The sequence below is a fragment of the Candidatus Hartigia pinicola genome (assembly GCA_020541205.1).
Classification (GTDB): Bacteria; Pseudomonadota; Gammaproteobacteria; order Enterobacterales; family Enterobacteriaceae; genus Hartigia; species Hartigia pinicola.
This window is the reverse complement of sequence record CP048208.1, coordinates 854,013-869,937: the sequence shown is the minus strand read 5'-3', so window position 1 is coordinate 869,937 and position 15,925 is coordinate 854,013. Positions and strand designations below refer to the sequence as shown.

Below are 15,925 nucleotides of genomic sequence, written 5' to 3'. Positions count from 1 at the left end.
ATTCAAGATCAAAAAACAAAAATTATCAAAGATCTTTAACAGTAAATCAATAATTATCAAACTAGTATTATAAAATAATTTATTACTGACACCCACTTCAAAATAGAATAATTATTAATTATTATTTAGAGTTACATGTCATTACCTTTAATTAAGATAGTTTAAAGATTCATCAATACTTTAAATTAATTATTAATAAAATGTAATATTATTATATTAAAAATTTCATAGTATTTTTAGGTATTAGCTAAATATCACTTAAGAACCTACTTATTATTTGTATACAAAAATACTAAGATAAAATAAATTAAATTTAAAACTTCAAAGAAAATATTTAACTATCTCTTCAAATGCTTTAAAATTTAACCATGTTTCATGTAGCTTAATATATGATAGATGACATAATGCTTAAAGATTATATTAAAATATAAAGTACATAGCGTGTTCTATTGAAACGATTTCGATAGGATTATAGTTATACACAGTATCCTAAATTGTCTCACTAGCAAACAAAGTATTTAAGAACGCATTATTCATACATACGAATAATGTTTAAATAGACTCAAATTCATCAAGATCATTTTTCTATTTGTTATATGATCTTTTACTGTAGATTTATCCGGTAAATATCACATATCTACCATAATGCGTAATTCATTTTACAATCTTCGACCTCTATTATATTTTTTTGCAATAATACATATATACTCTTATAACTTTAGCATCAATAATTATGAAAGTAAGATTAGAATTATAACTAATTCTAATAAAGGCTTTTCTAACCTAATATTCTGAATACTTTTTAAATTTGATATGCTCTATTGCTAATTATTTTAAAAATTTCAAAAACATTATATACAATATTCTTACTAAAAATTATCAGTAAGAATTTTTTATGAGCAATTTCAGTACTGAATAAAGCTGATATGACTATTAAACTTCGTTTAGAGTACACTATTTTTTACTGAGAAGTATTATAAAACTTAATAATAACATTAATACTCCGATGACATTTTTCACAAGCTAACAAAGCAATGTAACTATATCATTTCTTCTCTTTAGATTATAATTTTAGTTAATAACTTTTATTGCTAGTGGTTAAAACTTAATAATAGTAAATCTATTCTAGATAATGTTTACTATAAATTTTAAAAATAAAAACCTGTTTTATATAGTTAAATTATTACATTACATTTTTTTAAGGTATTTTCTAATTTACTCAAAGATTTTTAGGAACACTAAAAATTAAGCAAGATGCTAGTCTGATCGTTAATTTTAATCAAATTATTTGAATGGTTGTCAACTATATTTTAATAACGAAATATATTAGTAATATTTTACTGATTGTTTTAAATGCACTTTAATGAATCTATTGAGTAAAACAAAATTTATCTAGTGATAATGAGTATAAAAATAAAATTAAAACTCTCTTTTAATACAATACATTTCATATGAATCATCAATAAATTATTGAAATTATTTTATTTTCATATAAACAGTTTCAATAACTTAGCTTTACTAAACATAAGCTATTTTATTGATAAATCTTAGTTCTATCGACTATTTTAACTCTTAATCTCCAGCATGCACAAGGAAATTTCCCTTAAAAACAAATATATATATGATAATTGATATTAATAAATCATTTTTAATTGAACCATCTTGTTCTCTAATTCATCTGATGTAATAATATTAAACTTAAAGTAATCCACTTCTACAGTTTTATCAAAAATAGTGAATAAAAACATACTGTTATATTTAAAAAAAATTTTATAGTCTTAAAAATCAATATCAAATTTTAGTTAAACAACTTCATTTTAGTAAACGTAAATATTGTTTATACAAAGTGTATCTGTCTTTCAGAACAACCTTAACAGAAAATTGTAATATCATTTATTCAGTATTCATCTACTTTATAATTTACTAAATAAACGGAAGAATAATACAATCAACGTTGATATTATTCGTCTGTAGATTATTACATAATAATAAATTTTACACTTTAATAACTTCTTAATATAGATTATAAACAATCTATTATTTGAAAAATTGTATTAAAGAGATAAACTACCCTATTTAATAATAAGGTTATTAATAGTTGAGAAGCTATTTTTATACGAGCGTATTAATTCCTAACACCTAACACAGTAAATCATTTATAGCTTTACCTAATTTACTTTTTAAGAATTTTAAAAGCTGAATTTAAGTAATTATCAATCCAACTTATAAAATAATATTTACGATCTTAATTTCTATAATAATTTTTAACTTCCGTATATAAATAGTAATTCTCCTCCTTAATATTGTAAGATATACTAATACAATGTAATCTACTTCCACACATACATTTTTTTTGATTCATCTTTGACATTTTCAATACATTTTAATATCGATGTATTTAATATTTTACTCGTATAGTAAAAATCTAGACATCTCTAATCTGCCTACCAATCAGTAAATAAATATACTTTTAAAATCATTAAAATATCTGAAAACCTTCAACAACTGTAGTTAGTAGTTATTAATAACAAAAATAATTTTCACATTCACTATAAATAACAATTGAATTTTCTACCACTTAACTCAATGTCGAGATGATTAATAAATAGTGATTAACTATAAATAACAGTATATGATATAATTTTTAATGACACTTACACAACAGTATTTTCATAAACACAGACTTTTTAGTCTTATCCTTTTTTATGGATTTTCCGTAAGATTTTACTATGCAGATGTGTAGAATAACAGTGATGACAGACATATCTTATCTTTTTATAAGAAATTACAATAATTTTCTTTACAAATAATTTTAACTTTTTTAAACATTTTCAAAATATCAAATATAGTCCATTACAGAAAAAGTGATATTCAAGTGTATTTAATATATGCGTTTCAACTTCATATTCAAAATTATTAAATAAAGGTTTCAGAAGTGTTTGTTGCACTTCGCTAGAACTTTTAGACAAACCTAATACTATTTTATAGTTAGCTTTATTAAAATACCTATCAAGACTGATTCATTTTATATAGAATCATGTACTTATATTTATTTCATAACATTGTTTCACTAAAAATAATATTAAAATTGAAAATTATCCTTGCTTTTATTTAATTATAAAGACTCTGTTTAATATATTTTTTAACAAAACATTAATAATGATCAGTATTCATGTTTTACATTATTAGAAAATTGTTATTATTTTTCTTCTCCTTCAAATGAGAGTAAAAATTACCTAAAAAAATATTGTTAAAGTTAAAAGTTTGAGATCAATATTCATCATTAAATTTTGAAGTCTTTTAAAGTATAATTAATTTATTTATTTTTAAATATTTAAACCTGTTAATAATAAAGACTGATTGTAGTGAATAAAACAAAAATTTAAACTATATACATTCATTTTATTTAACAAAAATTACCTAAAATCTGTTGTTATTAAAAAAGAATTTTAATTTTATTACAATATTAATTTTAGAAGATAAACTACACTTCACTAAATAAATCTATTTAAAAGTATACAAACATAATTAATAAAATGTTATTCATAAACTCATCTATTTAATACAATTACAAACTACATAATTGAGATTGGTATTAAAAATTACACTAGATTCTTCTAGTTTTTAGTTAGTTTAACGTAAATCTTTAAATAAATAAGTAGATGTTCCATACAATACATTTAGTATCCTTTCTAAAGATGTAAAAGAAACTATTAGTTTTTCAAAAACTATAAGAGCTACAATTTAAAATCAATCAATGTTGTGCAGTTTTATTTCTATTAATAGAAATCATCAGTTTCAATATAACGTTTAATATAAAAACGCACATTATTAAGTTACTTTATTATTACTGTGTAAAATATATACAGAGTCTTATAACTTAAACAAACTAGGTTCTTAAATAATTGTAATATCTCTATTATAGTTTTACTGTATATTAAGAGTCGGATACAATCCGATTTAATTTTTGTGTTACATCATTATTTAAATCAATTTTTTTTAAAAATTTTTTATTCTACTCTATTATAATATATGCTTATTTTTCTTAAGAAACTATATTTATAAAACTAAGTTTAATTAATAAAATTTTACTTTCTAAAATATCTTAGTGAAATATTTTATTAATTATTATCTCTAATATTGAAATTATTTATTTAAAAATAAAAAATTTTATTTAATACTTATTATCTATAACGGAGTTATTTATAGAAAATTAAATAATTTACTATAAAAATATAAAAATAAACATCACTTATATATTTATATAATTCATTATAATATATTTATATTAAAAATTCTATAATTACAAAACATATATTAATTTTAACCTAGAGATAACTAATAAAATTAGACTTATTTTTTTTAACTACAATAAATAAATTAATAAAAATATTTTTAAAATTAATTATGTGTAATTTTATATTATATTAAATTTAATTTTAAAAATATTAAAATAGTTTATAAAAATTAAATTTTTATTTAATGTAATCAGTTTCTAAAAATTAGAATATAGAAATTTAATATTAGTATTAAATGAAATATTTTATTATTAATAATTTAAATATTTTCATTTTTAAATATACATAATAATAAATTTGATATTAATATAATTTAATTAATAGTTTCAATATATAAATATTAATTAAAAATTATTTAAAATAATTCATAAAATATTTATTTATAAAATATTTTTGTATACAAGAGAAAAGATAACAGTTATTACAATAATCGAATCTAGAGTTTTGAGTTTTATAATAGCGTGATATATATTTCAAAAAATATGAAATTATTATTTTAAATAAAAATATTTCTAAAGAAAAATTCTAGTAATATAAATAGTATTACAAAATAGACTCCCTAAAAATAAAACCTCATGACTGCGACTAGTTTTCTAATTAAAGAGATGTAATACATATTTAAAATATAGATCGATACCTTTTAAACTACATTACACTATATTTTAATTATGTTAAATATAGTAGTAAAATAATATCTATTATATATCAATATTATGAAATCAATAAAACTATCTAATTCGCATTGTTAAATATAAGTCACCATACTATTAAAAAATTCTCTATAATATAGGTATATTATAATAACAATCAAGATTGTACATGATCACTTCTCAAAAAACTGTTAATACTTTGCGAATTAGATTACAAAATTAAAAATTACGTACTTTCTTTAAGTTATTAATAGTGTAAGAATGAGTAAAATACGATTAAAAATTTAATTTGTTAAAAATTAGATAAACTAGAAAGTTAGATTTACTGCATAATAAAACTCAATATTGATAACGATTTATAAAAATAAAAGTGAATGATTCAATGCTAGTTTCATCATAATATTCAACAAATTTTAACAGAAAATGGTAAGATTTTTCGTATTTTATATGATAGTGCAATATCATCATAAGTCGTTACATTATTACATTGTTACAATAGAATCTTATTCTATATAATTATATGCAATTATATAGCATTCTAAAATATTATTATATAATGTATATTATCAGAATAATATAATCTTTACAGCAATAAGACTCATTGAAAAATATTTCACTAAATTTAGCCCTTCTTTTTCAAAAAGAATTAAATGTATATACATACTTTCTAAACTGAATCTCTATAAACTATGTATTTTATATACCATTTAATATATTCTAGAAGATAGTTGCCTATAAAATACCACCTTAATTATTTCTCAATAAAGTTACCATGCATCACTATCGTAATATTTTAATAGATAGATCACTAGAATAAATCTAATTATTACTACAGAAAACATAAATATGAATTAAACATATTCTATATTAAGCATAAGAGCAAGACAAAAAATTTAATAAATATTATAATATTAGCAAGAGTCTATGTTATAGATCAAAAATATGTAAATAATTTTTATGTAGATAAAATAAATTTTCTATATAAAACTATACAGAGTATAGCGTTTATATAAGTGAAAAGCACATATAGTGGTATACTATACTAAACATCATTATTAAAATAAGAAAACGCAATTCACTTCAAGATTTTAATATACTTTTCAAGTATTAGATTATGAATCTAATGCTAATTGAATTAAAAAATATTGATGAATTTCAAAGAGCTATATAAAAGATCAAATTTCTTCCTGCAGTGAGTTAAATTAGAATTTATTCTATTTCTATTACAATCCGTAATATTATTAATTATCTCATAAGCACTTAAAAATACATATAAGCTTAAAAACTTTCTATTCTCTTAACTTTATATTGTAAGCTATTTATGGATAATAATTATTAAAATCAGATACGTGTAATTAGTATATTTAAAATAATATATATAAAGCCGCCAATCGACGGCTACAATTACAGTTAATATGCTCAAGACTCATATTTAGATATATGAACAATAAGGTTAATAACTTGATTTGAATATCCAGTTTCATTGTCATACCAAGAAATGAGCTTGATAAAGTTATTGTTCAGAGCAATACTTGCTTTAATGTCAAATACTGAAGGTAATTTTTGACCATTAAAATCTGTAGATACAACGTCATCTTCAATATAACCTAGAATACCTTTCATTTCACCTATAGAAGCTTCTTTAATAGCTTTACAAATTTGTGAATAAGTCACTGATTTTTTAATACGTACGGTAAAATCAACAACAGAAACATTAGGAGTAGGTACACGGAAAGACATGCCAGTTAATTTACCATTCAATTCAGGAATAACTTTACCTACAGCTTTAGCGGCTCCAGTTGAAGATGGTATAATGTTTTGAGAAGCACCGCGACCACCACGCCAGTCTTTATGAGAAAGACCGTCAACAGTTTTTTGAGTAGAAGTTGTTGCATGAATTGTAGTCATTAAACCTTCCATTATACCAAACTTATCATTAACAAGTTTAGCCAAAGGCGCTAAGCAGTTGGTTGTACAAGAAGCATTAGAAACGATTTCTTGACCTGCATAACTATTATGATTAACACCCATAACAAACATTGGAGTATCATCTTGAGATGGACCAGTTAAAACAACTTTTTTTGCACCCGCTTGGATGTGTTTACGTGCGGTTGCATCAGTCAAAAAAATACCAGTTGCTTCCGCAACGACATTAACACTAACAGCATCCCACTTTAGATTTATAGGATCTTTTTCTGCAGTAACGCGAATAACTTTACCGTTTACAACTAAATCGCGATCTTTGACTGCAACTGTACCATTGAAACGGCCGTGAGTAGAATCATACTTTAGCATATAAGCCATATATTCGATATCAATTAAATCATTAATTGCAACAATCTCAATATCAGAACGATCTTGTGCAGCACGAAACACGATACGGCCAATACGACCAAAACCATTAATACCTACTTTGATAGTCATAGTATTTCCAAAAACTATTTATTTATGAATTAAGTTATCTGTTAGTCACAAAAATATTATAAGCCGTCAAGAGAATAGTGTCAATAATTTTAAATTCACCCTAAGAACCACTTGATATCTGAATGCTCAGTTACTTGAAACAATATATATTAAAATATATCCCTAAAACATACAGAATAATAAAATCTTCTATCAAAAATAAATGTGAAAACTGTCACAAATTCAAAAATAAAGTATATTAATTTTCATGAGTATAAATATTGTATTTATTGCATATTATTATCATCAATCAAAAATTTAGCTTGTTATATAAACACAAATAAGAAACTTCAGAATATTTAAGAGTTAAATAAAATCAAGTCAGATTTTATGTAATACTTCCGAAAACATTGAATCTGCATTAATAAAATACGCTATAAAAATATTTTAAGAATTGCATATCAACAGAACAATTTATGTATTGATTTAGAATAAAACGTTATGTGATAATAGCATTAATCAAGATATATTACAAGTAATTAAAAAATTGTAACTTATCAGCTAAAATCGCGAAGTGTATTGAAAATTGATCTATGTGATCTATTTTATACACTGTTATATATTTTTACAAACAACTACTAATAGATATGTCTATCATAATACTTTTTTAGAAAAATATTATATATTTCTTAAACTACATGAATTTAAACTGACAAAATAGTATCAATCTATTCCAAGATAAATTTTAAAGAATAATTAATAAAGTTCATATAAATAGCGATAGAAATATCAATATTACTTTCGTCATCATAATCTGATTAAGCATGTAGAAATTAGCGCGATACATAAAATCTAGTATTCCAGTAGAAATTTCCGATATTAAATAACATATTGCGCTAACGACTGACGGTATCTTTCATGTACTGATATATACACAACAGGAATGATATAAATAAAATTTATAGATAAATTTCATCTCACATATAACTTACTAGAATTCCTAAATAATATATAAATCAAATGACTATAATAGGAATGAAATATTTTTTTAGATCCTTTTCCGTACATACTGTTAATGATCGTTAAGATATAAAAATAAAATAAAATGCACACTTTCAAACCATTGAATTATTAAATGTCAATTGAATGAAAAAACAACATCATAAAATATGAGAAAACGATAAAAGGTATATAAAATACATAACTTTAGTTTGTAAATATAGAATTCATTGTTGTTGTATTTCGCAACAAATACTAAATAAACTCTGAGTTTTATCAAGTTAATTGTTATCTAAAAAACAATTTTATAACTAATAAAAAACTTTTTAAGTTCATAGATTACAATTTCTTATATTAGTTATAAAATATTACACCATTCTTATATCTATGCTTATCTATATCTTCGTCTATACCTAAATATATTCTCATAAATTGTTTATCAGGCGATATGAATTAACGTATCTTTTTATAACAGACGTAAAAATGTAATTTTTTTAGAAGAGCTATCTATATAATTTTGGTAAAATACTAACACATTTTTTAGCAGTTACAGCTACTCTATGACTATCTTGTGAAAATCATCTAATAACATTACCGCTCAATAACACCAGAAAAATCAAACGCCTGTCATGCTAATATCTATATGATAAATCAATAGGTATTTCAATAAAAATGCTAAACTAGAGGACTTAATGATTATCTATAATTATAATAACTTAAGTTTATTTTGTAAAATACAGATAATCTCACTAAATCTTATATTTACTTAAAGTAGTAGTTTAATCAACGCCTAGTGCATTACTTACTGAAACTGATTTTCAATATGAAATAATACATTCTAGTAATAATAAACAAGAAAAAATTATAAATTTAACGTAATTAAAACGCTATGACATAATCTTAAAATCAAGACAACATCTCAGACTGATTTGTATATTACACTATTAATTAATTATATGTTATAAATATTAATAATGACTATCATGATAACGTATCTCTACTTGAAAAGTATACTTCCTATCAAACTAGTCTCACATAATACTATTTTGATCTAAAAAAAACCTTTAACATAAAGAAACTACCTCTATATATTATAAGCGTGAATCGTTCTACATATGTAGTGAAAAGCCTTCCTTATTATTGTAATAACTATTACACTCACTGTTATTTATACTCGTATTAATTTAACATTAGACTTAACAAACACATTATTGAAATCACGCACAAATGACAATCACAGTTTTTATGATTATTTCTAATATTATTGCGTTATGTTATTTTCTTTTAATGCACTGATTCACATTGCAAATGAAACAGCATTAAAAATGTAGAAAAGATAAAATAAAAATGATTCACGTTAGTTAAAAACGAACACTCAAATAACATAAATTTTCATGAAGAATTATTCAATTACAGGAATTATTATAGTGGTTGTATACATGAATCTGATAATTATCTATCAATCTTCGGCTTAAAAAATAATACAAGATGAAACTAATTTTATTTTTAATAAAAATCTAATATCGCAAAATATTATTCATAAATATATTATTTTTTAAAAACTAAGTAATGTAAATATGGTTTTAGGACTAAAATTTCTGAGATAACGAATAATATTTACAGGAGAAACTGAAAATTTTAGCAGGACTAATTCAACAATATAAAAATATAATGCTAAAATTTAATATAATAGCAATTTTAGAAAAAAGATATAAAAACACTAAACAAAAACACGTAAAATAAAACTACTTATAATCATAAATACTGATATTGATTCTTGCAATTTTATCATTAAAATAACAATAATAATTGTAAATAAGATCTTTAAAAATAATCAGAAAACTAATAAATTAACTTATGCATTAGTTTTCTGATTAACAAGTAAAATACATTAATTTTAGATTAATCTATTTTCTTTTATCATTTGATTATACAAAAATATTTTTGAAAGATCCTGATTCTCAATATACTTTTAACATTATATAAAAACTAAAAACGACTTTATGATCTTATTATTAATAATAATTATCTATCAATACATGGCATATATTAACAACTCTAACATTATTTCATTAATAAAATTTAAGAATATTTTACTAAGATATTTTCTCGTATAAAGTTACTTTAAGAGTAAAATGTTAAACATTTTAATAGAAGTGAAAATGAATTACTAACTCACTTCAAACATAACAGGAATCTGATTTTACGCCAAAACTAATAAAAAGAATAGTGCAAACATTGAATCGCTAAATAATACTTAACAGTGCTTATTTAGTATTTTTTTACGCAATACCTAGACGGTATATATTATCACTAAAAACTAAAACAGATATTTAAAATGCAGCTCAGCTCATATACTTTTCACGTTTATCAGCGATAATCTATTAAGACATAGCATACATAGAGCAATCATTTTTATAAGATAAAAATCATAAAGATAATTTTCTAATGCCATTCACTATTATGATTACATATAATAGTTTTGATAAAACTTAATTTTCTACTACAATATACTATTTTAATAGTAAAAATCTTCTACTAGTATCATAATCTTTGAAGACATTATATTTGTGTTGTTAATATTTTATAATTTATAATTATACGCATGGTATGCGCCTTTCATTTTTTACTTCATTTTAAAAATATTTTAAATGTGTATTTTGCACTTCCACTCCAGACAACTCAATTCTTTTTTTTGAGGGTCATTCTTTCTAAAATATAAAAACACTATATAACACTTTTTCTAAAAAAATCATTAACACGCATATCTAATTAGAAAAATAATATATGTGTTAGTTTTTTTTAAACTGAACATAAAGAAAAATCTATACAATACATTTTTATTATTACTAGCTAAGAGTATAATTCAGTCATAGTCATAGTCATAATTATATTTTACTAATATCATTACAAAATATCTACTCTCAGTATAGAGTTAGAAAAATCAATAAAATCTAGTATTATTTTAATAAATTTAAGGATTTAAAATAATAATACTCAATAATTTTAACCAATACAATATAAAATAATTTAATATAGAGAATGCAGACTTATGATACTGCATCATATATTGATAGTTTAGTCAGTATATACTTTTATAAATCTATTGCTATTATATCTCATCTACTTAAATAAAATTAATAATCTATAAAGAATAAAAACACACCGTCAAATATATTATTTTTATACAAAAACTATTTAAACTTATTTAGTTTTACTTACATATTATTTATTAAAAAATTTTTAATAAAAAGAATTTTTGTTACTCAGAAAAAGTAACAAGTAACCTCCCTTTATAACAGCTACAGGGAGGTTAAATAAGTTAATTAATTTCAGCACACGTTAAGCATAATGCATAACGATTTTGTGGATCATTCACATTTAAGAAAAATTGTTCTTGTTGACGAATATTAGTAGAAAGAAATTGTGGTAAAAAAACTTGTAAAATATCTGGTACAAGAGTTTGAAAGTTCACATTCAACTCTAGAAGGATTTGATCTATAAAGGTTAAATCAGGCTGCATCCAATCTAATTTTACATCTTCAAGATTTGCTAATTTAGCGGCTTTTTTGACTGCATCATCAAAATCACCGAGTTGATCAACTAAACCATTTTTTTTCGCTTCAATACCAACCCAAACACGCCCTTGAGCTATTTTATCAACCTCATCAAACGTTTTATGTCGTGACTGAGATACTAACTTAATAAAAGTTTGATAGCCATTTTCTATAGTAAGCTGCATCATCTTGGAAAATGCAGGACTAATGCCTTTCGTTATTGAAATATCAGAAAGAGAGGTGGTAGATATACCGTCACTGTAGATTCCTAAAGAATTAAGCGATTTTTCAAAAGTGTTAAGTACACCAAAAATACCAATAGAACCTGTTAAAGTTATTGGGCTAGCAATAATATAGTTTGCTGGTGTTGAAATCCAATAACCACCAGATGCCGCTATTCCACCCATGGAAACAATAATCGGTTTTTCAGATTCACGCACTGACATTAATTCACTCCGGATCAGATCCGAACCAGAAACACTGCCTCCTGGAGTGTTAACACGTAAAATAATCGCTTTGATATTTTCATTGAGACGAGCGTCTCGGATCTGTTGACTAATTAGCTCAGCATTCGCAATACCAGGCATTTGTCCATTATCCATAATCGTGCCTTGAACAACAATCACTGCAACATTACCTGTTTTTTCAGTTTTTGTATTAGTAATTTTATCTGAGTAATCATAAATACTAATGTAGTTAAAATGCTTATCAGTAGTATTCCAACCAAACTGTTTTGTTAGTACATTTTCCATTTGTGTGCGAGTATAGATCTTATCTACTAATTTTTGATCTACAGCATACTTTGTATTATCACCATTAGCTGCGTCTAATTTTCTTAAAAACACTTCTGTACCTGGGAAAATATCTGCTGGTGTAGTTCCACGATTTTTAGCAACTGTATCAAGATAATTACTCCATAGAGAATTTAACCATTGAATATTTTCTTCATATGCTTCAGGGGACATATTATTACGCATCAATGGCTCAACTGCTGATTTATATGTACCTACTCGAAAAATAAAGCTATTTATTTTAAGTTTTTCTAAAAAGGTTTTATAATAGAGGGTATTCATTGAAAACCCTTGCACCTCTACTACACCTTGTGGAGCAAGAAAAATCTGATTTGCATAGCTTGCTAAGTAATACTGCAATTGACTAAAATTATCACCAATCGCATAAATTGGCTTCCCTAATTGTTTAAATTCTAGGATAGCTTTACCAATAAAATTTAAAGCAGATTGGTCTGCGCTCACAAGGTTATCTAATCGCAGTACCATACCTGTAATCCGATCGTCAGTAGCTGCCTTACGAATAGTATTAACAATGTTAAAAAGTGAGTTTGTTTTCAGGCGATGCATAGGCTTTCCTAATAACTCTCTACTCACTCGATTTAATGGATTAGGAGTAGAAACTTGATCAACTACAACACCCTGTAAATCAACATAAAGCGCACCAAGATATTTTTTATCAAGTATAGAATCAGATTTGTATAAGGTTATCAAGCCAATTATTACACAACACAAAACTAGAAATATCATGTTAAAAACTAACTCCCTCATAAATTGTAATACCCGCCAGTTAAATTTAAATATAATGGCGATAATTGCCCATATTTGACGCATAATTTCTCCGATAAACGAATTTTTTATATTTTATCTTGATAAAATCAAGATAGTTATCTTCTAAGGAGTCACGTTTTATTAATAAAAAAACTGTTTAAAACATTGTAGAATGTTATCATGATATTTTTATATATGAATTATATAATGCAATCTATGATTTTATATAATTAAGATTATTAATTAGCAAAAAATAATTAAAACGCAGCGCAAACACAGTATGTATCGAAAGATGAATAGAGTATATGATAATTTAATATCTTCGTTGTGATTACTTGATCAAAAAAACTATGATGCTAGAGTGGTCTAAATTAAAGATAAATATAGATATTTAAAATATTTGATTAAAACACTATTCCGCTGCTAAGAAAACGAATCTGGATCTACAACATCACGCTGTTACATCATACTTTTTAATAAGTATGCGATAATTTTTACATGACATTGACTTATTATAAAAAAACTAAAAACATTTGAGTTACTTACTTAAAAAATAAAAAAGTTAATTCTTTAGGAGCTATATTAAAAAATAAGAAAAATAACTTTGCCTAATACAGTAATTCATAATTCTGATGACTAAGGTTTAAAATCATCTTAAAATTTTTAAATAATAATTGTTATTTTATATTGTGATTTTAAAAAAAATAATATAATCGTTATTTAACGAAAAAAAATAAACTAAAATTTACAACTTAGATGTTGTACAAAAAATTTTCTTGTTGATAAAGATCAAATCATAATCCTCAGCCTAGAAATCATATAGATGAATGTTTTAATTTAATGAATCTTGCAACTCAAAGAAATAAATAAAATAAAATTCTTGATATCTGATATATAAAGATATTACATATTATTTGTAATAAGGTAAATAACAGAAACACTAAATATACACCTCATACAACTATGCACTATAATTTTAATTTTAGCTAGCATCGAAAGTGTCAATATGAATTATTTATATAGAATGAGTCAAATCTTATAACCGTATTGTTTAAGAAGAGAATGAGACTAAATAATATTTTATAAAATGTAAATATTTGTATTATAAAGAAAATTTATTTCATACTACTTATTGATTCTCAAAATGAATTTTATAGCATGTCTCTTACAACGTAATCAAAAGATATTTTAAAATAAGTTATTATATTTCTTATTTATAATAAAAAATATTTTTAATTTATATACTGATTAATCATACTTAAAATTCTAAAAATATTACATAAAGAAAGTAATCTTATATAGCTTTAAAGATATAATTTAACCAGTGTGAATAAAATGATATACTATTTAGTAGTTATGAAAACAATGAGTATGATCTTTTCAAAAAATACTTATTCAGTATGAAATTCTAAATGATTTTGAAAACAACGATTAAAAATCAATATTTTAACTTCTACTAAAAGTGCTACAGACAAAACATAAAAATCTTATAGAGTATATTATCTGTCAACTACATTAATTACTTACTATGAAGATAGTATTGATATCTATTATACTAACAAGTAAAGTATTATAATTAAATTTCACTTCATGAATCATCTAGATAAGATCTGTAAACAATTTATATTTCTTTATATATTACAAGTAAGATCAATCTTATCAGAAAAATAATAGATATACCATTATAAATAGTATACAAACAGGATAATAATTTTATCTAATATTATTATAACCAAATGATAACTTATTATGTAAGTTATTATATAAACATTTATTCAAAATTTTTAATTATAATTCTTTTTACTATTTTATAAGCATGATAAAAACTCACAGAAATTAAAACAATTAAAAATATTTCAATAAGTTAAATTTTTCTTACTCAAAAACTTAAAAACAGATAGTTCCTAAAAAGTGAATATGCATAATTTTTATACCAATGCATACACGCAAAAGGATATGTTAATAGAAAATGCTCTTCTCAGTATTTTTTAGTAAAAAGTATGATGCCTCAGAATTCTAAACTTTAAAGCCTGTCAAAAAAAGTACAGTTTTTCTAAAAAATATCAAAAAAATTTTAACTAACATCTATCTCAAAATGGTAACTACAAATAATATCATTTTGATAATCATTATTTGCACAAGACGTTAAAAATACAAATATAGCATGTGCAAACATGTAATATATGTAACATTTTCTGGCATCAAACGACATGGTCTAACATATACTTAAGGTTTCTGATCCATTATGTAATCAGTATAGGTAATATCAGAAACTAAAACACATTAATAGCTTTTGACTATTAAAAAATTATCACTACATACGTAAATAATGCATTAATACATGAAAATTATAGAGATGCAAAGCTTTAGATAAAGTCTATTATAGATTCAGCATAATCCTGAAGAAAATCAAAAATCATAAATTCTATATTTTAATATAATATTTAAAATATTAAATT

Annotated in this window: 2 protein-coding genes; both read right to left on the bottom strand. The window is 23.0% G+C overall.

Going from position 1 to position 15,925, the window contains the following annotated elements; all coding sequences use genetic code 11:
• Nucleotides 1–6,367: 6,367 nt before the first annotated feature.
• On the bottom strand, nucleotides 6,368–7,372 hold the full coding sequence (gap, locus tag GFV14_RS01625) for a type I glyceraldehyde-3-phosphate dehydrogenase (RefSeq protein WP_457914597.1): 1,005 nt from the start codon (nucleotides 7,370–7,372) through the stop codon (nucleotides 6,368–6,370).
• Nucleotides 7,373–11,672: 4,300 nt separating this feature from the next.
• Entirely contained in the window at nucleotides 11,673–13,529 is a 1,857-nt protein-coding gene (gene sppA / locus GFV14_RS01620; protein WP_457914596.1) for a signal peptide peptidase SppA, read from the bottom strand.
• Between the last annotated feature and the right edge of the window lie 2,396 nt (nucleotides 13,530–15,925).